A 25,366-nucleotide genomic window follows, 5' to 3' on the forward strand; every position below is an offset into this window, starting at 1 on the left:
AGTTTAGCCTTTCATTAAATGTCAAGGAAACGCACGTCTTTTGCGTGTGTTTGTATAAAATCTTTACGTTTTTCCACTTGAGTACCCATAAGGTTAGCAACAGCTCTTTCTGCTTCGCGTGCATCATCTACCGTTACCCGAAGCATAATTCGGTTTTTAGGCTCCATTGTGGTACTCCAAAGTTGTTCAGGATCCATCTCTCCTAAACCTTTATAACGCTGAACACTATATTTAGAAGAATCTTCAAACTGTTTAGCCTCAAGCGCTAACTCTTCGTCGGTATATAAATACTTACCGTATTTTTTACCTTTTGCCTTAATTTGATATAAAGGTGGCTGCGCAACGTAAATATATCCTGCGTCAACCAAAGGTTTCATGTAACGATAGAAGAAGGTAAGAAGTAAAATTCTAATATGTGCGCCATCTACATCAGCATCGGTCATAATAACAATTTTGTGATAGCGCGCTTTCTCGATATTAAATTCTTTACCAACACCAGTACCAATAGCTGTAATAAGAGATGTGATAGATTCAGAGGAAAGAGCTCTATCTTGCTGAACACGCTCAACGTTAAGAATTTTTCCTCTCAGCGGTAAAACTGCTTGTATAGAACGGTCACGAGCCATTTTAGCAGAACCACCTGCCGAGTCACCCTCAACGATGAAAAGTTCGGTCATTTGAGCATCACGAACAGAACAGTCAGCAAGTTTACCTGGTAATGAAGCACTTTCAAGCAAACCTTTTCTACGCGCAACTTGACGAGCGCGTTGTGCCGCCAAACGACCTTTAGCTGCTTGGAATGCTTTTTTAAATATTTCTTTTGCTTGATTAGGGTGCTCCTCAAGATATTCGGTAAGTCCTGCACCAACAATTTTGTTGGTAAGTGTCCTCATATAAGAACTTCCAAGTTTTGCTTTGGTCTGACCTTCAAATTGAGGGTCAGGAAGCTTAACCGAAATAATTGCACATAAACCTTCACGAATATCGTCACCAGTTAAGTTTGCTTCTTTTTCTTTTAAGAGCTTGTGTGAACGCGCATAATCATTAATTGTTTTAGTAAGCGCCGTTCTAAAACCTTCGAGGTGCATACCACCTTCATCGGTATAAATATCGTTAGCAAACGACATTACATGCTCAGAATAGGTTGTATTCCACTGAATGGAAACTTCTACTTCGCCGCGTTGATTAAGAGGTGTATCTGGCGCAGAAGAGCCTTCGATATAAATAGGGTCATTAAGTCCAGGTAGGATAGTTTTTTCTTCGTTTAAGTATTTAACAAAGTCTACGATACCGCCTGAGTAGCAAAACTCCTCTTTACGAGGCGTCTCTTCACGCTCGTCGGTAAGGCTGATGTGCAAATTTTTATTAAGAAAAGCAGTTTCTTGTAAGCGGTCGTGGAGTGTATCAAAATTATATGTTGTAGTTTCAAAAATGGTGTCATCGGGCCAAAACGTAATGGTTGTGCCAGTATGAGAAGAATCACCAACACGCGTCATCTTTTTTGTGACTTTACCGCGCTTAAATTCCATTTCAAAAATTCCACCGTCGCGCGAAACACGTGCGATCAAGCGTTTTGAAAGTGCATTAACAACCGAAACACCAACACCGTGCAATCCACCTGATACTTTATAAGCAGCATTATCAAACTTACCACCAGCGTGTAAAATTGTTAAAACAACTTCTAGGGTAGGAATTTTCTTTTGAGGGTGCATTTCAACAGGAATACCGCGCCCGTTATCTTCAACAGAAATAGAGTTATCAGGATGTACTACCACATTTATTGAGGTACAGTAACCAGCCATTGCTTCGTCTACTGAGTTATCAACAATCTCCCACACAAGGTGATGTAAACCAGATGCTGACGTTGTACCAATATACATTCCAGGACGTTTACGAACTGGGTCAAGTCCTTCAAGAACTTTAATTTCGTTACCACCGTATGAACTGACTTCTTTTGTCACAAACACCCTCCTTTTATACGATGTCTCTATTTTACGCTAATTATTAAGACTCGTTATAAAATTATGGAAAATGTTGTGAAATATGCAGAAAAATCAACGAGCCTAAACAATATCTCACACTATACCACGCAAAAGTATATCTCTCAGCGGTTTATACGGCTTAATTTAGCGATAAATTATCTTTTGCGTATGCTGATAACTTGTGCCGTTGCAGTGTTGTTTTAACAGCCTTCAGTGCAGATGAACGAAGCGTGGGTGGTAAGTTTTGCACAACTTGTTCAGCAAACTCAACCTCTTGAGGAGAAAGTGCAGGTAAAGGTGCTAAAGTTTGTTGTAAAGCAGGACTTGCGCACGATGATTTGATTGTTTGTGGTTTAAACACAGGTTTTGCTTGCGTATATTTAGAAAGCTTAAAAAGAATGTCATCAAATTTATAACCTAAGTGCGTAAGTCTTAGAAGATACATTTCTTTATTAACATTAAAATCTACAAGAACAGAGGAAGAATCAACAAACACACCAAGAATAGGATAGCGACCTTTTATTTTAGGTTCTATAACAAACACACCAGTTGTATGTTTTCTTTCGATATCCCCTATAACCGAATTCCAAGCGGTAGCAGAAGCTTTTTGCTTTTTAATTTTTGCGAGAGCAGGATTGGTAATACATGAATTTAAAAGTGAAGAAAGACTGCTTTCAGCAGGTTGTTTATGATTGTTTTTCATTCATATTCACCACCTTCGCACAGTCAAGTATATCTTTTGTAAAATACGAAAGATTTGTGGTTGTAATTATAGTCTGAATACCCTGCTGGATAAATTCCATAATCGCTAAACGGCGCGTGGCGTCAAGCTCACTCATAACGTCGTCTAAAAGCAGAATAGGATTTTGTCCAGTTAACTCTTTAATAAACAAAACCTCTGCTAATTTCCATGCCAAAACAACGCTTCTTTGTTGGCCTTGCGAGGCATATGTGCGCGCTGGTACACCATTGATATAAAATTCAATATCATCTCTTTGAGGACCTATAAGTGTTACCTGCCTACGTAATTCTTCTTGCTCCTTTTGACTAAAAGCATCTAAATATGACTGCACAAGATCTTCTTTACTAAGAGAAGATAAACTTTGTGGTGTATACAGATAAGTCTCTTCTACCTTATGTTCTAAATCTTTTATCAAAGGTATTGAGCTTTTGTACTTAATTTCAAGGTGCTCGGCAGGAGAAATTGTATGATATACCTCGCAAGCTTTATGATAAAGGTGATTGATAAGCTTAAGGCGAGCAGCAACCACACTTGCAGATCCATGCGCCAACGATACACTCCAGGCATGTAACATATCTGAATCTACAAAATTTAATTTAAGTATGTTGTTTCTTTGCTCAAGTGCACGAGAAAATGTTGCGACAAGCTTTCTATAACCTTTATGTGCAAGAGTGCCAAACCCATCTATTTCACTTCTGCGCAAGCGAGCTGCTTGCTTAACAAACAATAAATCGTCGGGAGAAAAAAGCACCGAAGGCATAACAGAACAAAGTGTTGAAACAGAACACTTTTTGTTATTTTTTAAGTACGTTTTTACATGCGTTGATATATTACAAGCCAACTCAACACTATGCAGCTCATCCTCATAAGACGCACGAAGCTGAGCTGCATCTTTGTTATGGTAAATCATCTGAGTAAGCAAAGGCTTTCTAAATGAAGTACCTGTGGTAATCATTTGCACAGCCTCGATGGTATTTGTTTTACCAACAGCATTACTGCCATGTAAAACAGTTGTTTTATCACCTAAGCTTATGTGAAGATGTTGAAAATTTCTCCAATTTGTACAGGTAAGCTCACGTAATATAAAACTCATACTACCTCAAGGTTGTTAATTAGTGCGAAGTGGTATCAACAAACATTGATAGTTCATTGTTCCAAACGACTTAATAACAATAGGTTGGAAACTGTCAACTATCTCAAAAGTCATTTCGTCGGCATGGGTTGTAGAGCGACAACATTCAAGAATAAACTGGTAATTCATTGAAAACGAAATAGGATTACCCTCGATAGTTGCACTAAACTCTTCTTTTGAAGCACCAAACTCAGAAGAGTCTGCTTTAAGTGTTATAAGTTGATTTTGAGGATCTATATCAAAAATAACACCAAGATTTTTATTCGTGGTAACTAATGCAACACGCTTAATTGCCTGCGTAAGCTGCTCGGGATTAACAGTAAGCTTAGTATTGCAAGTTTTAGGAAAGAGATTTTTATAATTGGGGAACATACCTTCAATTTTTAAGCTTACATACGTTGTGTTTTCAAAACTAAAAATAACCTGATTATCAGTTAATCCTATTTGCAAACGAGGTGTAATAGTTGGCAAATTAAGAAGTTCATGAAAACAAACGGCAGGGATAATTGCGGTAAACTCAGAATCAATAGACGCAGTTTCCGTGTTTGTATCAATAATAACCAAGCGATGAGAATCTGTTGCATACATAGTAAGTTTATTTTCGGCAGCAACAAGGGTAATACCACCTAAAATTGGATTAGATATATCCTCTTTTGTTACACGATACACGCGCTCTACCATATCGTTAAGCAAATCACTTGGCAACTCAATACTTTGAGAAGGTGTAATATCTGGAAACTCAGGAAAATCGGTAGCATCAAGGGTAGAAAGTTCGTAGGTAGATTTAAGACATGTTAAAATTGCCTGCGCCTGATTTGTTTCTACGGTAATAGGTGCATCAGGTAAGTTTTTTACCAACTTTGATAAGAACATGCCAGGGACAACTGTTTGACCCTCTTCTTCAACCGCAGCTTCAAGTTTATGACGTATTGAGACTTTGAGATCACATGTTTGTAAAGTTAGCGTTGATCCTTGTGCTTGAATATAAATACCACCTAAAACAGGAAGCGTAGCTTGGGAGGCAACACCACGTAGAACTATCGTAATTGCCTGATTGAATTCTTTTTGACTTACACAGAATTTCATATGCTTCCTTTCGCTTAAAAGTATCTACATCTCATTATATAAATAATAATAAATATCTAAATACTTTATTATTAATAAGTATTGTTCACATGTTAATAACTTATCATTCATGCAGTTAAACACTACGTTTTTAGCGAGCAAATCTTTTATAAATTTCCATCATTATCAACATACAAACCAACCATATCTGTTTAAAGCTCTTTTTATCCGCGTTTATAGACATTCATTAACAAGCATCAACAAAGTTATAAACATGTGCAATTCAGTCTATTCTTTTGTAAGAAGATCTTTAAATTTTTGCAGTTGATCATAAAACACTCTGTCTTTCTTCTTCTTCTCGATAATGGCAATACTGTGTTTTATCGTTGCATGCGTGCGGTTACCAAATTTTTGACCTATGTCAGCCAATGTGATGTCTGTGAGTTCGCGTGCTAACCAAATACAAATATGACGTGGTTCAGTAAGCTCTTTATTCCTATGGTCACCTACCAAATCGTTATGAGATATGTGATACGTGTCTTCTATACATTTTTGAATTTCCTCAATACTGGGAATATGCTGCCGCGGCTTCCATTTAGTTGCTGCTATCTGTGCGATATCGTTATTAGAGAAAATTCTCCCCTCTTTTTTTCTTTTACCTGCATTAATTAAACACGTTTGAACAAAACCCTCGATAACTCTAATGTTGCTACCCGCAATCTTTGCCATATACATTCGCTGTTCTTCGGTGATTGTTCCAAAATCGATAAGTAAGTGTTCTACTTCAGCATCATGACGAATGTATTTGTAAAAGTTATTAATAAGATTAAGTTTTAACTCGTAATTTGGTACCTGAATACTGATAGTTATACCAGAATCCATACGACTGGTTTCGCGTTCGTCAAACTTACTTTCACCTAATTGAAGCTCTTGAGGCGATCGATCGGCTGCACAAACAATTTGTTTTCCATTAGAAATAAGCGAATTAAATGTATCGAAGAAAAACTTGATGGTACCTGCTGCTGTTCGCATATTTTGGATATCATCGATAATAAGTACATCAATATTTTTATAACTACGAGCTAAAGCATTTCTTTCGAGTGGCGACTTTTGCCATGCCAGTGTATATTCTTCAATAAATTCTGTTGCTGTTTTGTAAGCACAGGTGCGCGTAGGATCATTTTTTATAATGTAGTTTTGTATTGCCCGTAATAAGTGTGTTTTTCCCAATCCACTTTTACCATAGATAAAAAGTGGATTATATGATTGGTTACACGATCCGCATGCAACCTGATTTGCTGCTTGATATGCTAACTGGTTTTCCTCACCTTGTACAAAACGGTCAAAGGTTAGTTTGGAATCAATTTCACTCTGTATAGGATTTTCTACCTGTCCTGTTTCAAACGAAATTATTTTATGTTCACGATTAAGGCGTTCCATATGTGTGGTTTTCATTTGATCAAAATATTGATCAAATACCAAGTTATCTTGATTTTCAAGTTTATCCAACTCATCTTTAGTAATTTTAGTCTGTACATTTATGAGTTTGTCGCTTGAATCATTTGTGCTTGGTGTTTCGTGTGTCTCAACCTTTACTTGATTCGGTAGTTGCGCTGTAATTGATTCTGGTTTTGTTTGAGCTGTGTCAAACAATTTAACGTCTGTATGAGCTGTATCGCTATCAGTTTTTATATCATTATTAAAAGGTTTAAACAAAATTTGTAATGAAATTGGCTCAAATGCCGCCTCTTCCATCTTTGCAACAATAGCGTCTTTATGCGCCGAAAGTTTTTTGTAGGCAAAATTTAAGGACGTACTGACGGTGAGGACGTTATGTGTAAAACTAACAAGCGTACATTTTTCTAACATTGCTATAACCGAAGGAATATAACCATCCTCACGAAAGAGGTTAATAACATCTTGCCACAAACTGTATGCATCGGACATATCATGTTCCGCTACTTGCATATTTGATTCAATAACCTCTTTACTCATATTTACTCCTGAATTACGATAATTTTCTTACTAAGAGCCGTTACCTAAATAATGTTGAAAAGTAATTCTAGTATATGATGAAAACTTATAAAATTCAAAAAGAATGTTGAAAACTTTTTGAAGTCTATCTAAGAAAAAATATAGTGCTACAAAATAATAGGTCATTTATTCATACAAGTGATTATTGAGGCAGGCTATTGTTGTAAATGTGAGTTTATATATGCATAACCAAGTTTAGTTATTACTCTTTTTTGTTCCTTGGGATTTTTATGAAGTATTCCCATATCTTCTAATGTTTTAAGTTCACGTGACCATGTTGGTTGCGACAAGCCATAAAGTTTTGTTAACTCGGTTGGTCCTACATATCCATATGTTTGAGCGCATGTTAGTATCTGTTGCTGTCGAGCTGTTAATGGCAATGTAGTAAGAGGAGATTCAACCCGTGTTGGTTGTACCTGCATGGAATATCCCATAGGGTATGCTTCACGGTTTTGTTGCTGTGGATAGTTTTGTGGTGGTACCTGCTGATATGTTTGTTGATACATAGGAGTAGAATTTGTAGGCATTTGTTCGGGGTTATATGATACATAGCTATTAGCAGGATAGGTAACATTTGCTTGATATGCTCTGTTAAAAGCGTTTTGTTCATTTGTTTCATAGGTTTGTACAGAATTCATTGGTTGATAAGTTGTACATCCCTGCATACCAGTGTGTGTAGCATCTGTTTGAGTTTTATTATAAGTCCTGCATGAGTGTTGCGCACCTTCTTGCGCGCATAAAGTAACAATAGTTCCGCCATTAATATTATCTTCAACATCTAAAAACCCATGTGTACTTTTCATATACTCGCGCACATAGGGAAGTCCCGACCCAACACCGCGGATATAACGTTTCATTTCGGTTGTAGCAGATGTGGTACCAAAATCCAGTGCTTTGTTTTTCTCTTTAATACCAGGCCCTTGATCTGCAAATCGTATGGTCATACCCTTATCTAAAATGCTAATAGAAGGTTCAATAAAATATGCATGAATAAAATTTTCAACAATTTCTCTAATCACCATAAAAGGTATGGTACCGCCTTGTTCTGAGGCTAGTTTTGTTACCTGTTGAGTGATTTCTTCTAAATAATCGCGTACATTACAAGGTTCAATAACTACCACGCGCGGTGCGGCGTTGGCTGCATCAAATACTGCAATCCTAGCTGCGTATTGAGGTAATAAAGTATCATTTTTAGAGGAAGGCTTTGACATAGTTTTATCTTTATTATCTAACTCTTTTTCTTGTTCATGGTTTTCTACGAAAGGATAAAACGTATGTGCCATCTTTTCACCTCTTTTACCATACTTGAATTTTAACAAGCTCTGCAAACTTATATATTACGACACATATCTTCTTTTTTGGCATTCAAAGTAAATTTCTTTCATAATAAATGCATTGTCTTTCATAGATGAAAGGTATTGAAAATAAGTTTTCAACAATTGTTAAAAAGATGTAGATAACTTTATAAACATATTCAAAAAAGAATGAATAAAACTGTGAAAACTTTTATAAAACAACAGGTAATGCATAATAGTTGTGATAAAAACTTTCAAACATCTGTCACAAACTTTCTTAAACAATGAAAAGTTATGAAAACAAAAATAGGAAAATACATGAACTGAGCGTGGATGTGGAAACACGTTGAATTTAAGGTGTTCATGTATAAATATTGACATACACCTGCATAAACTTTTATACTTTTTTAGCTTATTACAAACAGGCATCGTATACCGTATATAAAACTAGTATAAAAAGGGGTTTTTATGAAACGTACGTATCAACCTAATAAGTCTAAACGCGTTAAGACTCACGGCTTCCGTGCACGCATGGCTACAAAAGCAGGAAGACTTGTTCTTGCTCGTCGTCGTGCTAAGGGTCGCAAAAGACTTACCGTAAGTCTGTAATAACGTAGACAGTTTATAAGGAGAGGGGTATGCAAACCATAAAGTCGAAACGAGACTTTGCTATGGTTTTCAAAAACGGGAAAAGATTGTTTCATCCTGCTGTGAGAATAATTTATATCCCGTCTACACAAACAACCCGTATTGCGTACTGTGCACCTAAAAAGATAGGATGTGCACCTCTTAGAAATAGGTGTAAAAGACTTTTAAGAGCAGCTGTTCGTGACACAGATTGTGTTCCACAAAATTTTGATGTGATTTTGTTTGCCACATACAAAACAAAAGCGTACTCCTCTTATGAACTGAGTAAGATTATAAATAAACTCCTACATTCCATAACGGCAACATAGGTGTTATAGCTCATAAATTGTAAGGTACTTATACGTTCTTTAAGAGTTATAAAATGAAATTGGCTAAAACGGAAAACGTTTTTATTACGCTTATTAGAGGATATCAAAGATATCTATCCCCTCTTATGCGTCCTTCATGCATTTATAGCCCTACCTGCTCTGAATATGCATGCGAAGCACTTAAAAAGTATGGATGTTTAAAAGGAAGTTATTTAGCTCTTCGCCGTATTTTACGTTGTCACCCTTTTCATAAGGGAGGATTTGATCCAGTGCCCTAAACAGTTACGGAGGACGTATGTGGGATTGGTTTATAGGAATATTAACTCAAATTCTTGAGCTTTTACAATCGCTCTGTGGCGATTGGGGTTTGGCAGTTATTATATTAACTTTAATTATACGTGTGTTGTTGATACCGCTTATGACCAAATCAACAGAATCCTCTGCTCAAATGCAGGTACTACAACCAAAAATGCAAGAGATTAAAGACAAATATGCCGATGATCCTGCGCGTATGAACGAAGAAATGCAAAAGTTTTATTCCGAGCATAAATTTAATATGCTTGGCGGATGTTTGCCAACACTTTTGCAAATGCCGATCTTCTTTGGTTTATTTACGGTTGCAAGCAAGATTCCGCAAGATGCTTCGTTCTTTAATATACTTCCCTCTATCTCATTATCTCCTCAAACAGTTTTTGAGCAGCAAGGTTTGTCGGGTGCGGCAATTTACATTCTTTTGGTTATTACCTTTAGTGTTATGACATTTATTCCAATGGTTATCACTTCTTCTGCATCGTCATCTCAACAGCGTTCTCAAACAATTACCATGGGCGCTGTAATGAGTGTTTTCATGCTTTGGTTTGGATGGACCGTACCTACTGCAGTCTTGCTGTATTACAACACTTCATCAGTTTGGCAAATTATTCAGCAAAAACTTGTTACTGATAGGGTTATGGCACGTGTTAAAAAAGAAACCGAAGAAAAAATGAAAAATCAGAGCGTCCAACCCGATGTTGTGAGAAAAGAAAAGAAAAATCGTCCTCATAAAAAGGGATAACCGTTAATATCACTAAGGAGAGTTTATGAGTACCGAGTCGCAATTTATGCCAGATAGTTTTGATTCACTGGATGAGTCTGATTCTCAGGTGAATCGCAGTGATTCTATGTTTAAAGATACTAAAGCTTCACTTGATGCATTTTTAGCTCAACAACGTGCGGATGGTTTCTTTTCTGAAATTACTTCAACTTCAAACCAGGAATATAAATCTTCCAAAGACGATAAGAAGCCTGTAAAACGTGAATTTTCCTCAGCCGCTCTCAAAGATCAACACACTGAGGATGAACGTATTGAATCCGAATATGTTCCAAGTGATAACCCTGTTATCAATGCAATTCACGATCATATGGTAGCTCGTGAGCCTTTGTCTGAAGAGGAAAAAGACTTTATTGCTTCTATTGTTGTAACACATCTTAAGTCTATTCTGGGATTTTTTGGTGAAACAAGTGTTTCTATAGATGAATACGAAAGCGAAACAAATTCTCTTATTTTTGATATATCTGGTGGTGATTTAGCAGTTCTTATAGGACGTCACGGCTTTACCCTAGAAGCGCTGCAAACCATTATTAATGCATTTGTAAGCAATGAACTTCATTTTTATTATCCAGTTACTATAGATGTTGAAGAATATAAGGTTCGCAGGAAAAAGAAAGTTGAAGCTATTGCCTTAGCCGCAGCCGCACGTGCACGTAATCGTCATGGCAAAGTTAGTCTGTCACCTATGAGTCCTGCTGAACGTAGACTGGTTCATATTGCACTTCTTGGTGATTCTTCTGTAGCAACACATTCCGAGGGCGTTGAGCCTCATCGTAGAGTTGTTGTTACCTATGTAAGAAAAAATAGGCAACGTTAAATTTTCTTGTATATGTTTTGAAAGAGCTGCAACTATATGTGTTGCAGCTCTTTTTTATTAGATGTAAAACTATGTTTGTTTGTTACAAACTTTTATATGGCTTGCGATAAGTGATTGACCATCATCTACAATAAGACTTATCTAAAGGGTATGAAGACTGCTTGAGATTTTGTATTTCATAATAAATAACATTTGGGTTAGCAGCTCATACTATTGTTCTGTTTGTTACAAAGAGAAATGATATATATGAAGGCTTCTAATACACAAACTAACATTACTTTACACGACATACCTCTACCCTATCGTGACTTCTTGGTAACAGACAACAGTTTATACAGTTTTAATCAGTCGTTTTTAGATAAAGAGGAATCTTTTTTTATTAATGTGCTCTGTTATTTAGCGGACACGTTTGGTATAAGTCTTACCAGCAGCGAGGCAGATGCGTTGTATAAGCACTTCTGTTCAATGCGTGAGTATAACAAAGTTACAAACTTGACACGTATTACTGATACATGGAATGCTCTTGTTCTACACTACCTTGATTCACTTTTGAATATGTTAGTTATGCAAGACCTTAACATTGATGTATGTAAACAAACTATTCTTGATCTAGGTACAGGAGCTGGGTTTCCAGGAATTCCTTTATCTATAAAGGTGCCAAAAAAACTTGTATTATGTGATTCTGTCGGAAAAAAGACAAAATTTCTTTCGCATTACATTGAAGAAAATCGTATTGATAGCCCTATTTATATTGAGAATAAGCGTGTTGAAGAACTTTCCCCTCAATATAATCAGCAGTTTACTTTGATTGTAACTAGAGCTGTTGCGCGTCTTTCTATTCTTCTTGAGTATGCTTCTCCCCTCTTGGATCATAGCGGTGTTCTCATTTGCTCTAAAGCACAGCTTACTGAAGAAGAGTTTCAACATGCAGTAAATATAGCTGCCACGTGTGGATTTAGATTTGTTTCACGTGAAACATTTGAGTTGCCACTTCACATGGGACATAGAGAATTTGTTGTATATCGTAAAGAAAATGAAGCAAAGATAAAACTTCCGAGAAATATTGGTGATGCTGTCCATAAACCGTTGTAAAATGTTTCACGTGAAACAATAATCGCTGAGAGGTGTTTAATGGAGACAGAAGCTCAAACGAAACAATATAGGGGTCATATTATCCCAATCATTAATCAAAAAGGTGGTGTAGGTAAATCTACAACTGCTATAAATCTCTCATCTTGTTTAGGTGAGCAAAAAAAACGTGTTTTGGTTATCGATTTAGACCCACAAGGAAATACAACATCTGGTTTTGGCATTGATAAAACCTCACTTGAAAAGGATATTTATAATGCATTGCTGGATAATACTCCTTTGGAAGAGTTAATTTATGAAACGCCTCAAAAAAATGTTTGGGTTATACCAGCTACAATCCAACTTGCAGGTGCTGAAATTGAGCTTGTGTCAAGTATAGCTCGTGAAAATATACTAAAAAGTTTGCTTGAACCCATTAGATATCAATACGATTATATTTTTATTGACTGTCCCCCATCACTTGGATTGCTTACCATTAATGCTCTGGTAGCAGCAGAAAACCTTCTCATTCCTATTCAATGTGAGTTTTATGCTCTTGAAGGAGTAAGTAAGCTTATTGAGTCGATGAAAATGATTAATTCGAGGCTTAATCCAACACTTGATGTTTTTGGAGTAGTAATGACAATGTACGATCCCCGTACTACGCTCTCAAAACAAGTGGTAAGTGAAGTAAGAAAGTATTTTGGTTCTAAGGTGTTTAAAACGATTATTCCCCGAAGTGTTAAATTATCCGAAGCCCCAAGTCACGGACTTCCAATTAATCTTTATGCACGTTTTAGCAAGGGGTCATTGGCATATCTTAAACTTGCAAAGGAAGTGAGCCGTCGTGGCTAAAAAATCTGGGTTGGGAAGAGGTCTTGAATCTCTTCTAACAAGTAGTGATACTGAGGCTGGAACTCCCAAGGAATCTGAGCTTATATCACTTGATAAAATCAAACCAAATAAGAATCAACCGAGAAAACATTTTGATCCAGTTCAACTACAAGAACTGGCGGATTCTATTAAGCAAAACGGTGTTTTACAGCCAATTTTAGTAAGGAAAAAAGGTTCAGCTTATGAGATTGTTGCAGGGGAGAGGCGTTTTCAGGCGGCAAAACAGGCTGGTCTAAAAGAAATACCAGTATGTGTTCGTAATATTTCAGACGACGAAATTTTCAAACTTGCCTTAATCGAAAATCTGCAACGAGCAGACCTTAACCCTCTTGAAGAAGCTTTAGGCTATAAAAAACTTATTAAGCAACTTAAAGTGACACAAGAAGAACTGAGTAGGGTGTTATCAAAGTCGCGTTCGGCTATAAGCAATACTATGCGTTTGCTCGATTTACCTCAAGAAATTCAAAATTTGCTTGGTGATATGCTTATAAGTGCTGGACACGCTCGGGCATTATTGAGTATTCCTCAAGAAGAAGCACAAATAAAACTTGCAAAGAAGATAGTGGAAGAGCATTTATCGGTAAGAGAGACAGAAAAACTTGCTCCATTGTTTTCTGGCGCTACGTTAGATAAAAAACCTCGTACTGTGTTACCACAAGAATATAAGCGCGCTGCTCGCCAATTACATATTGCCCTTGGTGCCAAAGTTAAAGTTAAACAATCTGGTACCAAACATAGGATTGAAATTGAGTTTGCAGATAATGACGACTTAATGAGGCTTGTTAAGCGTATACAATCAGGTTCGTTAGAGGAATAAAGTCTTTACAATAATGATAAAACGGACGCCCGCCTTGTAAGAGACGGGCGTTTTGTTAGAAATAGTAATGAAACAAAATTTAAAATTGTTTCATCTAAGCATTTACACAATTATATGCGTTTCTTTCCTACTACTTTTTGTTTAAGTTGGCCACATGCAGCATCTATATCTGCGCCACGTGAATGACGAATAGTTGCCTCGACACCAAAACGTTTAAGTGTTTTAACAAAATGTTCAGCACGTTTTTCGCTTGTTGGTAAAAAGGGAGAATCATCTATCTTATTAAGTTGAATGAGATTGACATGTGCAAGCGTTCCAGCGCAAAAATCGCAGAGTGCCGCAAGTTCTTCATCAGTATCATTAACACCTTTTATCAGTGCATATTCATAGGTTGGACGTCTGCCTGTTGCTTCTACATATAAATTCATCGTGTCGTGTAAGTGCTGCAGATTAAACCGTTTAACGCCAGGCATAAGATAATCTCTGGTAGATTGCACGGCGGAATGCAGAGAAACAGCTAAGGTAAACTGTTCTTTTTCGTGAGAAAACTTTATGATGTTCGGCAGTATTCCACAGGTAGAAATAGTAAGATGTCGAGCTCCTACACCTAGGCCGTCAGCTGAGTTCATCATTTTAAGTGCAAATATGCTTGCGTTATAATTAGTAAGCGGTTCGCCTTGTCCCATAAGGACTGCGCTAGCAACGCGCATTTGGAAATCGTCTTGTATGAATAGAGCTTGTTCGTAAATTTCATAACCCGTAAGCGAACGAGTAAGACCAGCTTTACCTGTTGCGCAAAACACACAGCCTATAGCGCATCCCGCTTGCGTTGAAACACATATCGCAAGCTTGTTTTTAGTTGGCATACCCACACATTCTGCCATAACACCATCTTGAAAGCGTAAAAGATACTTTCTGCTGCCATCTTGCGAAACCTGCTTACTAACGAGGGCGGGGGAGTATAAAGCAAATTTTTCCTTGAGCTGAAGGCGCAACTTTTTAGACAGATTTGTCATATCATCAAAAGAGCGTGCGTTCTTTTGCCACAACCACGCCTCAATTTGTTTAACTCTAAACGCAGGTTCGCCCATAGATGTAAGTGCATAGGTTAGCTGATCATGGTTCAAGCTTCTAATCTCGACCTTTTGTGACGCTTCTTGTTTACACAAAGCAGCCGTGTGGGCCGCATTTATGCAACTACAACTTGGTTGTCGCGTTGATGTATGAATATTTGAACTATCCTCATTACCTGCGTCTAATGCCAGTTGCTGTGGATTCTTTTGTGTCTCCTTGTACAGAGAACGTACCTCATCGGCGATAGCCGTACGGTCTACTTTGATTTTACTGTCTTGATTGTTCATATGCCTACGGTGAGCCTCTCTCATAAGTGATAAATGTTGTATGCTTATACCACTTAACTACGTTGTAAATGTATGTTTTTATTCTACCCAAATCACAGGCATGTAAGGAGACGGTTATGCAGAAAACTGATGTAACACATTATCGCGTTGCAGTGTTGGCAGGTGGTTGGTCTGACGAAGCTCAGATATCACTCCAATCTGGCACCGAATGTGTAAAAGCTCTTAAAGAAGCTGGTTTTACAACAGTTGAAATGTTTGACGTTAAAGACCTTTCTTTTATTCAACGACTTGCTGCGCATGAATTTGATATTGCTTTTGTTGCTATGCACGGCCGCTATGGTGAAGACGGTTGTATTCAAGGTTTGTTGGAAATTCTTCATATTCCTTATACGTGCTCTGGAGTATTGGCATCTGCTATGGGAACTGCAAAAGATATCGCTAAACTAGCATACGAAAACGCAGGTATTCCTACTCCAAAAGATGCGTGTCTTGCTTCAGATGACGAGATTGATGAAAACGTAGTACAGCGTATTATTGATAACTTAGGATTGCCGTTATTTGTAAAACCCACGGACAACGGTTCGAGTTTTGGTGTATTTAAAGTTGAAGAACAAAAAGACCTTGCAGGCGCAATTAAGGAAGCACAAAAAACAGGAACACATGTTCTTATAGAGCAAGCTATTGTTGGTACCGAGATAACGGTTCCCGTTATTGGAAACCATCATCCTCATGCACTGCCTATTGTTGAAATTGTGTTTAACGCTCCGTTTTATGATATACAAGCAAAAGCCGAGCCTGCAGCTCTTCACCATGTTATACCTGCACGTTTGGATAAAGATGTATACGCTCGCGCTCAAGAACTTGCCGAGCAAGCTCATGTGGCACTTGGTTGTCGTGGTGTTTCGCGTACCGATTTTATTGTTGACAAAAATGGTGTGCCGTATGCTTTGGAAACTAATATTATTCCAGGGATGACTGAGCGTAGTTTAATTCCTGATTCTGCAGCACATGAAGGCATGGGATTTCCTGAGCTTTGTAAGCGCTTGGTAGAATATGCATTAGAAAAATAATCCAGCGAATTTGGGTGACTGACGTGGAACAAGACAATCAACAACGGCAAGATTTTGAGATGAGAGTCAATGAATTTTTGCCTTTGGATATTCATCCTCATATTCGTAAAAGATATACAACGCTTATGGAGCGCGCATCTTTATATGATTTTGGCTGCCTAGAATCCGACATTGTGGCGCTTGACACCGAAACAACAGGGCTTTCGCATAAAAATGATCAGCTTACCCAAATTGCTGCCGTAAAGCTTGAAGAGGGGAGTGTGGTTGATGAGTTTACAACATTTGTAAATCCATCTCGTCCTATACCGCATAATATTGAAAAACTTACCAACATTTACAGCGTTGATGTGGAACACGCCCCAACTCCCCAAACTGCGGTTGCGCGTCTTGCTGATTTTGTTGAACTTGATCCTATTCTTGCTCACAACGCAAGCTTCGATAGAGCCTTTATTGAAGCCGCACAAAACGATACCTGTGTAAGTGATACTTGGATCGATACGCTGGCGCTTTCTCGCATAGCGTTTCCTGCGTTGACCTCGCACAAACTGCAGGATTTAGCGTATATCTTTGGCTGTGAAAGCGTTACTCATCGTGCAAACGACGATTGTACTGCCTTAGCAGGTGTGTGGCATTATATTTTGGCAGGTATTTGCGACATACCTCAAGGGATTTTAACAACATTAGTAGAAGCGCATAACGAGGTTAACTGGCCGTATAGATTCATTTTTTCGTATATTCTTCACGAAGTGCTCCCAGAAAACAGCGACGCTCCTTTTGTGTATAGTTTAGCTGTTGAGAATACATCTGTTGGTATGTCAAATACGGGCACGATTTCCGAAATTAGACGAGATCTTTTTAACACGCATACCTATACGTTTCAACAGGAGCATGCAAATCAAGATAAAACGGTTGATGAAACTCAAACAAAGCATGATTTTTCGTCTACGGGCTGTGTGGCTCAGATGTTTTTATCGCAAAATTACGAAGTGCGTCCAACACAACAAGAAATGGCTGTACGCGTAACGAGCTTACAAAATAGCGGTCAATGCGGCGTTTTAGAGGTTGGAACTGGTGTAGGTAAAAGTCTTGCATATCTACTTCCTTCGGTTTCTCGTGCGGTACAAAATGATATACAAATAGGAGTTGCTACCAAAACCAACGCGCTTGCAGAGCAGCTTATCAAAAAGGAATTGCCTCATTTACATGCGGTTTATCCCAAAGACTTTTCATATCTTATTGTGAAAGGTGCTGAACACTATCCCTATCTTGAAGGGATTGACACGCTCTTGCGAGAAGAATTTGATACTTCGCAATTCAAAGATATTAGATTTTCCTCGTCAAAAATTAAGGCTGAAATTCTTACTACGGCGGCTCTTATATACAGTGCTTGTTGCGAATTAGTTGATGTTGATGTAGATAGCTTGGGTATTAGGTGGAACATGATTCCTAAAGGGGATTTTGTTGCGTCACATCACACAGGCTCAAGCCGCACTTTGTCTACTTGTGCACCGCATTATATGTTAAGCGAGTTGCGCGAAAGAACTCAACATGCACATCTTGTGGTTACCAACCATGCATTACTTGCAACTGATATCGCGTTGGGGCATGTATTATTTCCGCTTGTTTCCAATTGGATTGTGGATGAGGCTCATGGATTTGCTGATCAAGTTCGCGATCAATGGGCACAAGAGTTGTCTCAAGACGCCTTTTACGATCTGTTTTATACATTAGGTGGTATAAAAACTGGCTTGTTAGGCGACGCGTTTTCCAGCTCGTCTAACAGCGAGCAAAAACCTCTTTTGCAAAAACTTATTTCAAAAGCGTCTGTGTTGGTGGCGCAGTTGCATGTTAAAAACGAAGATTTATTCGATTCTCTTAATGCTGTTACGCTTGATGACCGATATCGCTTTTCTCGTGGCGCGCATACACATATGATTCAGCGTGTAGACAACTCTATTGTTTCTCAAGATGCATGGAATGCGTTTTTAGACAAAATGAGCGAGTTTGCTAAAACATTCGATACGCTCGAGGCGGTGCTTACTCAACTTTGTAAGGTAATTTCAAGTGAAGCATCTCAGCATCGTGATTCTGATTTTAAGCGTGTATGTGCTTATGTTGCCTCGTATCTTGAGGTAATGACTCGTCTGACTCAAGGTTTGGAAGATGGGTTTGTATATACGGTTGAGCGAGTAAAGCAAAAGAAAGTATATCAGACCTATTTAAGGGAAACGTGTCTTGATATTGGAAAGCGCCTGTACACCGATTGGTATTTAGGTGCGCAAAGTGTGCTATATACCTCTGCAACGCTATCGATTGAACAATCATTTGAGTACTTTAATCATTTGGTTGGACTTGACAGGCTTAACAGCGAGCGTGTAGAAACCAAAACGCTTCCTTCGCCATTTGATTACGAGAGTCATATGGGGGTTATTGTTCCTAATAACCTTGTGTTGCCACAGCATGAAAAATATATTCAGCACCTATCTAACCTGCTCTTTGATATTCATGTAGCCATGAATGGCTCGGTGCTAACGCTTTTTACCAATCGTCGTGAGATGGAGGCTGTAAGTTCAAAGCTCGCGCCGCGCCTTGAAAGCCATGGTCTAACACTGCTTGAACAGCTTCCCACAACATCGGCGCAGCAAATTATGCGTGGATTCAAAAAGGATACAACAGCGTCACTGGTAGCACTCAAGTCGTTTTGGGAGGGTATCGACGCGCCTGGAGATACATTACGCTGTGTTGTAATTCCTCGACTTCCGTTTTTGCCACCAACCGATCCTATAGTTGAAGCGCTTACCGAACGCGACTCATCTACCTGGTGGAATTATGTGTTGCCTCGTGCAATTACCGAAATTCGTCAAGCAGCTGGGCGGCTTATTAGAACGCAACATGACAGTGGACTGGTGATTATTGCTGATACGCGCGTTTTAAGCAAGGCATATGGAAAACACGTGCTTCACGCTTTACCAAATGCACACCATCAGGAAATATCCTGTGAGAACATGAAGTCGTACATACAGATGTGGCGAAAAGCTCACGAAGAATAAACTTGTGTTCTTTACATTCTTGGCGTTGCGTAGTGTTAAGTGTTACGCGATGTTTTGCTCTTTTAAAGAACTCGACGTTGCAAGAAGCTTATCCGCATATGCCTTTACCTGCTGAGAGAAGTTTATATTGCTTGTGCACACGCTATCGGCGCAAGCGCACATACGTTGTATAAGCCACGAGCTTGAAAACAGACGATACGATATTTTGATAACACCATCTAGTTCTTGCGGTTTCTTTGGTGAGTTTGGCCACCATAGTTTTTGTAGAATACCAGGATTAGTAACGAAAAAGTCTATCAAATCTGTAGTTTCATGAGTGACGTGCAGAGTTGTGGAGTGTAAATCTGTAAGGTTTTTACAGGACGTAGAGGGGAGTTCTGTAATAGTATGCATGTTTTTGCATTTAAATATCCGTATTGCATGCTTGTCCAAATCATATGCTTGAATATACCATGCTTGATCACGCCGTTGTAATTCAAGCGGTATTGCACGACGTTGATGAGATGAAGTTTGAGTTTGGTTGGGTAAAGTGTCAAACTGCTGAGACTCATTCATCGTGCGGTAACACGAGAGATTTGACTTTACGTAGCTAAATTGAATAACACACTGATTGCGTAACGCGCGAGTAATGACTGACAACTCTTGCGCCATGCTCGCACCCTGCTGCGCCTGTTCTTTACATTTGCGCACTTCAGAGGCTCGTGAACCGTTGTGAGCACTCTTTACAACATTCGTTTGTAAGAAGGTTAAAAACTCATCTTTGTTTGCAAAGCCCTGCAGAGTTAGCGCTTCGGTAAGTGCTTTGGTTTCGGCCATCGTCAAACGCATGCTTCGTCCTTTAATACCATATGAATCATAATGTGGATCATAAAGCGTTACGCTTTGAATAGGCGTATCTTCATAGGAATCATTATCTGTTGCACAAGAGCTTGCAGCACTTGAATTATTGTTGGCAGTGCTAGGATTTTTTGTATCTACATAGGTGAGAGTTAGACCAGGAAATTGTGTGTCGCCACCCAGCATAAGCAACAACTGCAATATTTTTTGCGCCTGATCGCGTTTGCAATGAGTAATTTGCATAATTTGATCTTCGGTAAGTGTATCTCCATTGTGCTGAAGCCTTCCCACAAGAGAAATGAGAAGCTTAATAAGGGATTTTGTGTCTTTTCGTCCGCGCAGATGTTGTGATGTAGCTTTGTTGTCAGCTGATGAAGGCGCCTGCTTTATAGTATTAGGTTGCTCAACATAAAAATTTTCCGTGCAGTGCAGAAGTTTTTTCCATGCAGTATGTAATGCTGATGGTGCAAGGGGAATACAGTTGTTTTCGATAGCCCAGCGCACCGTAAGATCAATATTTGAAACCTGTGTTTTCCATAACGCAACATGCTGTGGTGCAGCTGCTTGTTGCGCCGTGGTGGTTGTTTGTTTACTCTCGCAAAACTGTGCTGGATGTAAGTGCATATGACATGCTTCGCGCACTTCTTTGGGACAGCTATTCAGAATAGCAAACGTTGCTTCTAAGGGGTTATTTCCCAGTTGATAGGGCATAACACGATAATCAAGCGATGAAAAATCTTGAGGTGGTGTGTAAGTTTTTGAAGTGAGCGTAACTTTTACAAATCGATCTAAACGAAACACACGAATGTGCTTATGAGCACAGGTTTCAGACGATGATGGTTTGCCGTGTTTTTCGTTTTGTTTTTCGGCAACAAAATAGGTATGCTCGTGAAATCCAAAAGTGCCAAGCATTGCAAGCGTATAAGAGCGTGTCTCTCCACTTTGTACGGTATAGGTACAGCTCACGCAGTGATGCGTACTCAGCGCCTGAATTAGGACGGCAAGTATAGTTTGTTTCGTTTGCTCGTTTGTACACATATCTACAGGAAAAGATGGTGCCTTCTTAGCAATGGGTAAGGTTGATATATGCGGTTGGGAGTCCAATTTTATAAGCGCGCTTTTCAATTCATCTCGCCATGCAAACGAATTATCAAGTGTAAGTGGCTCACATAGAACGCGTAGTGCTTGCATGAAAACTGGTGAAAACTTATGGATAATAAAACTCTTTTTCTCGTCAACCTGCCATGATATACATGGTTTTCCTTGTTGTAGGTCTGCGTGTTTCATAAAAACAAAGCCACAAGATTCAAGGCGAGCTATATCACGTTTAAGCGCTTTAACTTGGGATTCTCTTTTTTCGATTGCAGTGTAAAACATCGACAAAAGACGATCTTCGCTTACGCTTGAGGCATTGTTCATAAAGTAGGTTGCCAGTGCAACAATCCGTCGAACGGCATAATCGTTTTCGGTAAACATATACATCACTGCCTTGTACATTTGCTGCTAAAGCCTTGTGGGTCGATCAGAATCTACGGTATCAGTATACAAAACTCAATCAAATCATGACATGAGCGAATTATGAGAATGTCTTTTGTAACAAATTCTATATTTTGCGTGCGTAAAGAGGAAATTTGTGGCAAACTTATACATAACTGTATGTGGAAGAAAAACACACGTATCTTTATAAAAGGAATGCGTGGCTTGCATAAAAGAAAGTAAGTTATTTATTCCATATGCGTTAAAGAAAACGGCTTACAGCAAAACAAAGGATATACGTATGGCAGATATTCGTACATATCTTGATTATTTAAATGAATCCATTGAAATTGCTCCAACCAATAGCCAGGAAGAGCTTGATGCCGCTGAGCTTATAGAAAAACTCATGCGCGACCATAATCTTGAGCTACATCGCCAAGATGTTGTTTCGCACGGCTGGGGAATAGTTGTGCATGATAGTCTGTATATTGTCTTGTTTATTGGCATGCTTATTTCTGGTTTTACGGGTACATTTGTGAGTTATTTCGGCTTTATCGTATGTCTTGCGGCAACGGTTTTGCTTGTGCTAGAAAAGCTTCATATTTTTGAAATTAGTTCGTTTGGTCCACTTGCACAAAGTCAAAACATTATCGGCGTACATCGTGCAACGGGTCCTTTGGTTATGAAGGGCAATAGGCCTATTGTTGTGGTTGCACATTACGATACTCCCAACGAAGACATTCTTTCCAAGCCGCAATTTGCACCGTATCAGGCACGTCTTAAAAAATTAGTATATTCTGCCGTGTTGTTTACCATGTTTTGTGCGCTGGTACAAGTTGCGCTTTTCTTGCCGTTTTTAAATGATATTATCCGTCGTGCGTTTTGGCTCTTGGGCGTTTTAAGCGCGTTTTCATTTTTAGCTTTGGGCGTGAATAGCGTTTATAAAAAGTTTGCGTCATGTACCGAAGGTGCAAACAGCAATAAAAGCTCTTTAGCAGCAATGATGGATGTTATGAATACTGTTCGTCCAGAAGATGATGAAGCAAGTAGATGGGGTTATGTTCATCCTCAAAAAACGTTTAGCGAAGTTGAGGATATGCCTCAAGAAAACGACACGAGTTTTATTCCTGCATTAGATAGCAAAGACGCGAACGCAACCGAGGAACTTGGTCAAAGATCTTCGCAATCTACAGAAGAACGTATAACAAAGACCGATAAAATCAATGCAGTTGAGGTTGCGCCTGCTGATAAATCTAGTGATGTTGGTGCACCTCAAATGCAGAATTTGGATGCATCAGAAGATCAAGGTATTGAGCTGCGCAAAGATCCTTTAGATATGCCGTCTGAGGTAGATAATACTGGTAACGTGGCACAAAGCGTTGATGAATACGCGGCTACACAAGATTCTTTGGATACGCCCATGGATACCAAACAGGCAGATGCTACCAAAGCTGCAGTTTCATCTGAGAATCAAGATAATGCAACAGAAAAGAGCGTTGAAGCACCAGAGGTTAGGAATGTAGACAAAACAGTTTCTGGCGAGCCGTCTGAACCTAAAGTTATTGGATATGATGTTGAAGACGGTGTTGTGCGCCGTGGCAAAGACACTTTGCTAAAACTAGATTTGCTTCCACAAGACTGTGAAGTTGAATATACGGTGGGGCTTCAATATGAAAAAACACAGCCAAAAACTCCTTCACCTCAGAAGTTTGAAGTTTTGCACAATAACGCTGTTTTACCTCAAGAAGAAATGTCTTCGACACCAGATGCGAACGATGAAAAAGACGCTTTACGCAATGATGCGCAAACAGAACAGAGAAATACGCGTGGGGCTCGTACAAGCTCACGCGACGATTTTGTAGCGCCTACCTTTGAAGAAGACTATCCGCTTGCTGAGTGGAAGGCAGTATCAGACAACGCTGCGTCTTTGTTACAGTCTTCTGATGGCGAATCTAAGGATGATCAGCAAGAGCAGAATCAAGAATCTGAACACAGTGTTGATAAAGACGCTAAAGACGGTGAAGATGGTGCCGTACCGAGTGATTCTGAGTCGGCTCATGACGATCAACAAGAGGTAGCAGAAAAAACCGAATCGCTTGATGCTGCAAAAGACGAACAACAGGCATCTGATAAGGCGCAAACTTCTGAAGAAGAAAAGCCCCTGTCTGCCGAAGAGGCCATTATCTCTCAAATTCATCAGGAAGTTCAGGCGAGAACGCAGCGTGATGACGTGCAAGTAGCTGATGCTTCGCAGATTCTTAAAGACGAGCAAAATGCGTTAGGCGGTGCTGCTATGGTGCGTCGTGCGGCGCTGTTTGATCTTCCAGATCCGCGTGAGCAGGTACAAGATCCATTTGTGTCTGAAGATAGTGAATCAAATACCGATCACTTATCTGATCGTGATGCTCTTGGACAAAAATCACTCGATTCTCATGTTAACGAGAAAACCATTGCGTTTACACCTCAAGAAACACCAGCTGTTCAAGTGTCTCATGATGCTGTGAATTCAACTTCTGATAATTCTTCATCTTCTGATAAACCGGAGGCATCCAATGCGCCTTCGAAGAAAAAGCGCACTTTAGGACTTTTTGGTAGAAAGAAAAAAGAAGCAGCTGATAAAGATTCAATGAGTTCGTGGTTGGGCGTTGACGATAGCTTTGACGCTAAGAAAGATGGTCGTCAGATTGGTTCGTGGGATAACTTTGTACACGAGGAAGATAATAGTAACCAAGCTTCTTCTCATCCAAAGTCGTGGAAAGGTGGCGCAACAACACGAGTTGGCCTGCGCGTTCATGATGGTATAAAGGGTACGCAGCCACAAGACTTGCCAAGCGTTGATGATGTAGAGGCTCATACCACAACCGCCAACGAATCAGAAGATCATACGTTGAGTTTGAAACATAATCCATTTGTCCAAGGTGGCATCGTTGATGCGGGTGTTGCTCCTGCGGCTTCTGGCAATGAAGACACAGTACATTCTGACGCGCGCTCATCAGACGCTGTAAGTGATGAAAACATTCCAGAAAAAACTGCATTATGGGAAGACGCTAAAAAAGATGCAGTGAAGTCAACTTCAAGCAAACTTAAGCAAAAAGACAAGCCTGTGTCATCTGATGAACAAATTCAAGAATTGAAAGACGCTGTGTTGTCGATGGGTTCAGATGAGCTATTATGTCACGACATTTGGTTTGTAGCGCTTGGTGCTTCTGAAAATAATCATGCAGGCATGAAGCAATTCTTGTCTGAATACCGTCGCGAAATTCGTGGTGCTTTTCTTATCAACCTTGATTGTGTAGGAGCAGGTTCTCTTACGGTGTTAACGGCAGAAGATCCGTATAACACGCGTCGAGCAGATAGAAGAATTACGCGTCTGCTCTCTAAAATTGCCGAAGATCTGCACATTCAGCTGCAAAAGAGAACATACGATTACGGTCGAACTGACGCAACGCCAGCTATGCATGCGTCTGTGAGATCTGCCACTATTATGGGTTGTGACGAAAATGGACTTCCTGCGCTTGCTCATACACAAGCCGATGTTGCTCATATGATAGATGCAAAGCAGGTAAAACAAGTAGCACAAATGGTGTGTGAACTTATTCGTCGCGCATAATATAAACTTTATATCGCGTGTGCATATGATACAATGTAGTGCGCACCTTTGCTAAGAGGCGCTCTATTGC

General features: G+C 39.2%; 19 protein-coding genes. 11 read left to right on the forward strand and 8 right to left on the reverse strand.

Features of this window, described 5'->3' with window-relative positions; genetic code table 11:
- Positions 1-14: 14 nt before the first annotated feature.
- The 6 genes from gyrB to AC1DBT_RS01450 all read right to left on the reverse strand — a co-directional run bounded on the left by gyrB (position 15) and on the right by AC1DBT_RS01450 (position 8,238).
- On the reverse strand, positions 15-1,961 hold the full coding sequence (gene gyrB, locus AC1DBT_RS01425; protein ID WP_480018313.1) for a DNA topoisomerase (ATP-hydrolyzing) subunit B: 1,947 nt from the start codon (positions 1,959-1,961) through the stop codon (positions 15-17).
- A gap of 160 nt (positions 1,962-2,121) precedes the next feature.
- Positions 2,122-2,685 carry a hypothetical protein gene (locus AC1DBT_RS01430; protein WP_480018314.1) on the reverse strand — a complete coding sequence of 188 codons (564 nt, stop codon included), beginning with the start codon at positions 2,683-2,685 and terminating at the stop codon, positions 2,122-2,124.
- On the reverse strand, positions 2,669-3,817 hold the full coding sequence (gene recF / locus AC1DBT_RS01435) for a DNA replication/repair protein RecF (protein WP_480018315.1): 1,149 nt from the start codon (positions 3,815-3,817) through the stop codon (positions 2,669-2,671). Before recF ends, AC1DBT_RS01430 begins: the two co-directional genes overlap by 17 nt.
- Positions 3,818-3,832: 15 nt before the next feature.
- Entirely contained in the window at positions 3,833-4,942 is a 1,110-nt protein-coding gene (gene dnaN / locus AC1DBT_RS01440; protein ID WP_480018316.1) for a DNA polymerase III subunit beta, read from the reverse strand.
- Positions 4,943-5,209: 267 nt separating this feature from the next.
- Entirely contained in the window at positions 5,210-6,916 is a 1,707-nt protein-coding gene (locus AC1DBT_RS01445) for a DnaA ATPase domain-containing protein (protein ID WP_480018317.1), read from the reverse strand.
- 194 nt (positions 6,917-7,110) lie between these two features.
- Positions 7,111-8,238 (reverse strand): ATP-binding protein, encoded by a 1,128-nt coding sequence (locus tag AC1DBT_RS01450; protein WP_480018318.1) that lies wholly within the window; start codon positions 8,236-8,238, stop codon positions 7,111-7,113.
- A gap of 480 nt (positions 8,239-8,718) precedes the next feature.
- Here AC1DBT_RS01450 and rpmH point away from each other — a divergent pair, with 480 nt between their 5' ends.
- The 8 genes from rpmH (at position 8,719) to AC1DBT_RS01490 (ending at position 13,892) form a co-directional block, all read left to right on the forward strand.
- Positions 8,719-8,859: a 50S ribosomal protein L34 gene (gene rpmH / locus AC1DBT_RS01455; RefSeq protein WP_006302258.1), complete on the forward strand. Its 141-nt coding sequence runs from the start codon at positions 8,719-8,721 to the stop codon at positions 8,857-8,859.
- Positions 8,860-8,888: 29 nt separating this feature from the next.
- A complete protein-coding gene (rnpA, locus tag AC1DBT_RS01460) occupies positions 8,889-9,206 on the forward strand; it encodes a ribonuclease P protein component (RefSeq protein WP_480018319.1) in 318 nt (105 codons plus the stop codon).
- Positions 9,207-9,259: 53 nt separating this feature from the next.
- On the forward strand, positions 9,260-9,484 hold the full coding sequence (yidD, locus tag AC1DBT_RS01465) for a membrane protein insertion efficiency factor YidD (protein ID WP_480018320.1): 225 nt from the start codon (positions 9,260-9,262) through the stop codon (positions 9,482-9,484).
- Between the two features lie 17 nt (positions 9,485-9,501).
- Positions 9,502-10,260 carry a YidC/Oxa1 family membrane protein insertase gene (locus AC1DBT_RS01470; protein WP_311436643.1) on the forward strand — a complete coding sequence of 253 codons (759 nt, stop codon included), beginning with the start codon at positions 9,502-9,504 and terminating at the stop codon, positions 10,258-10,260.
- A 25-nt stretch (positions 10,261-10,285) separates the two neighbouring features.
- Positions 10,286-11,113 carry a Jag family protein gene (locus AC1DBT_RS01475; protein WP_480018321.1) on the forward strand — a complete coding sequence of 276 codons (828 nt, stop codon included), beginning with the start codon at positions 10,286-10,288 and terminating at the stop codon, positions 11,111-11,113.
- 246 nt (positions 11,114-11,359) lie between these two features.
- Positions 11,360-12,205 (forward strand): 16S rRNA (guanine(527)-N(7))-methyltransferase RsmG, encoded by an 846-nt coding sequence (rsmG, locus tag AC1DBT_RS01480; RefSeq protein WP_480018322.1) that lies wholly within the window; start codon positions 11,360-11,362, stop codon positions 12,203-12,205.
- Positions 12,206-12,244: 39 nt separating this feature from the next.
- Positions 12,245-13,036 carry a ParA family protein gene (locus AC1DBT_RS01485; RefSeq protein WP_416447762.1) on the forward strand — a complete coding sequence of 264 codons (792 nt, stop codon included), beginning with the start codon at positions 12,245-12,247 and terminating at the stop codon, positions 13,034-13,036.
- Positions 13,029-13,892 (forward strand): ParB/RepB/Spo0J family partition protein, encoded by an 864-nt coding sequence (locus AC1DBT_RS01490; protein ID WP_480018323.1) that lies wholly within the window; start codon positions 13,029-13,031, stop codon positions 13,890-13,892. Before AC1DBT_RS01485 ends, AC1DBT_RS01490 begins: the two co-directional genes overlap by 8 nt.
- A gap of 110 nt (positions 13,893-14,002) precedes the next feature.
- On the opposite strand, the gene rlmN is transcribed toward AC1DBT_RS01490, so the two are convergent.
- Positions 14,003-15,253, reverse strand: a complete 1,251-nt coding sequence (gene rlmN / locus AC1DBT_RS01495) for a dual-specificity RNA methyltransferase RlmN (protein WP_480018324.1) — start codon at positions 15,251-15,253, stop codon at positions 14,003-14,005.
- A 116-nt stretch (positions 15,254-15,369) separates the two neighbouring features.
- On the opposite strand from rlmN, the gene AC1DBT_RS01500 reads away from it, so the two are divergent.
- Both AC1DBT_RS01500 and AC1DBT_RS01505 read left to right on the forward strand, forming a co-directional pair.
- Positions 15,370-16,323 (forward strand): D-alanine--D-alanine ligase family protein, encoded by a 954-nt coding sequence (locus tag AC1DBT_RS01500; protein ID WP_480018325.1) that lies wholly within the window; start codon positions 15,370-15,372, stop codon positions 16,321-16,323.
- A 23-nt stretch (positions 16,324-16,346) separates the two neighbouring features.
- The gene (locus AC1DBT_RS01505; protein WP_480018326.1) at positions 16,347-19,373 is read left to right on the forward strand and encodes a helicase C-terminal domain-containing protein; all 3,027 of its coding nucleotides are present in this window, start codon (positions 16,347-16,349) and stop codon (positions 19,371-19,373) included.
- 42 nt (positions 19,374-19,415) lie between these two features.
- Here the strand turns inward: AC1DBT_RS01505 and AC1DBT_RS01510 are convergent, their stop codons facing one another.
- Positions 19,416-21,686: a WYL domain-containing transcriptional regulator gene (locus AC1DBT_RS01510; protein ID WP_480018327.1), complete on the reverse strand. Its 2,271-nt coding sequence runs from the start codon at positions 21,684-21,686 to the stop codon at positions 19,416-19,418.
- A gap of 301 nt (positions 21,687-21,987) precedes the next feature.
- Here AC1DBT_RS01510 and AC1DBT_RS01515 point away from each other — a divergent pair, with 301 nt between their 5' ends.
- On the forward strand, positions 21,988-25,296 hold the full coding sequence (locus AC1DBT_RS01515; RefSeq protein ID WP_480018328.1) for a M28 family peptidase: 3,309 nt from the start codon (positions 21,988-21,990) through the stop codon (positions 25,294-25,296).
- The last annotated feature ends 70 nt before the right edge of the window (positions 25,297-25,366 follow it).

Source organism: Fannyhessea sp. C0108B2, from assembly GCF_056583915.1.

Bases quoted from the DNA above. Each gene is read 5' to 3' on its own strand.
- AC1DBT_RS01450 (WP_480018318.1), bottom strand. From the start codon at position 8,238: ATGGCACATACGTTTTATCCTTTCGTAGAAAACCATGAACAAGAAAAA.
- AC1DBT_RS01445 (WP_480018317.1), bottom strand. From the start codon at position 6,916: ATGAGTAAAGAGGTTATTGAATCAAATATGCAAGTAGCGGAACATGAT.
- AC1DBT_RS01430 (WP_480018314.1), bottom strand. From the start codon at position 2,685: ATGAAAAACAATCATAAACAACCTGCTGAAAGCAGTCTTTCTTCACTT.
- rpmH (WP_006302258.1), top strand. From the start codon at position 8,719: ATGAAACGTACGTATCAACCTAATAAGTCTAAACGCGTTAAGACTCAC.
- AC1DBT_RS01510 (WP_480018327.1), bottom strand. From the start codon at position 21,686: ATGTTTACCGAAAACGATTATGCCGTTCGACGGATTGTTGCACTGGCA.
- rnpA (WP_480018319.1), top strand. From the start codon at position 8,889: ATGCAAACCATAAAGTCGAAACGAGACTTTGCTATGGTTTTCAAAAAC.
- AC1DBT_RS01515 (WP_480018328.1), top strand. From the start codon at position 21,988: ATGGCAGATATTCGTACATATCTTGATTATTTAAATGAATCCATTGAA.
- AC1DBT_RS01485 (WP_416447762.1), top strand. From the start codon at position 12,245: ATGGAGACAGAAGCTCAAACGAAACAATATAGGGGTCATATTATCCCA.
- dnaN (WP_480018316.1), bottom strand. From the start codon at position 4,942: ATGAAATTCTGTGTAAGTCAAAAAGAATTCAATCAGGCAATTACGATA.
- rsmG (WP_480018322.1), top strand. From the start codon at position 11,360: ATGAAGGCTTCTAATACACAAACTAACATTACTTTACACGACATACCT.
- rlmN (WP_480018324.1), bottom strand. From the start codon at position 15,253: ATGAACAATCAAGACAGTAAAATCAAAGTAGACCGTACGGCTATCGCC.
- yidD (WP_480018320.1), top strand. From the start codon at position 9,260: ATGAAATTGGCTAAAACGGAAAACGTTTTTATTACGCTTATTAGAGGA.
- AC1DBT_RS01470 (WP_311436643.1), top strand. From the start codon at position 9,502: ATGTGGGATTGGTTTATAGGAATATTAACTCAAATTCTTGAGCTTTTA.
- recF (WP_480018315.1), bottom strand. From the start codon at position 3,817: ATGAGTTTTATATTACGTGAGCTTACCTGTACAAATTGGAGAAATTTT.
- AC1DBT_RS01475 (WP_480018321.1), top strand. From the start codon at position 10,286: ATGAGTACCGAGTCGCAATTTATGCCAGATAGTTTTGATTCACTGGAT.
- AC1DBT_RS01500 (WP_480018325.1), top strand. From the start codon at position 15,370: ATGCAGAAAACTGATGTAACACATTATCGCGTTGCAGTGTTGGCAGGT.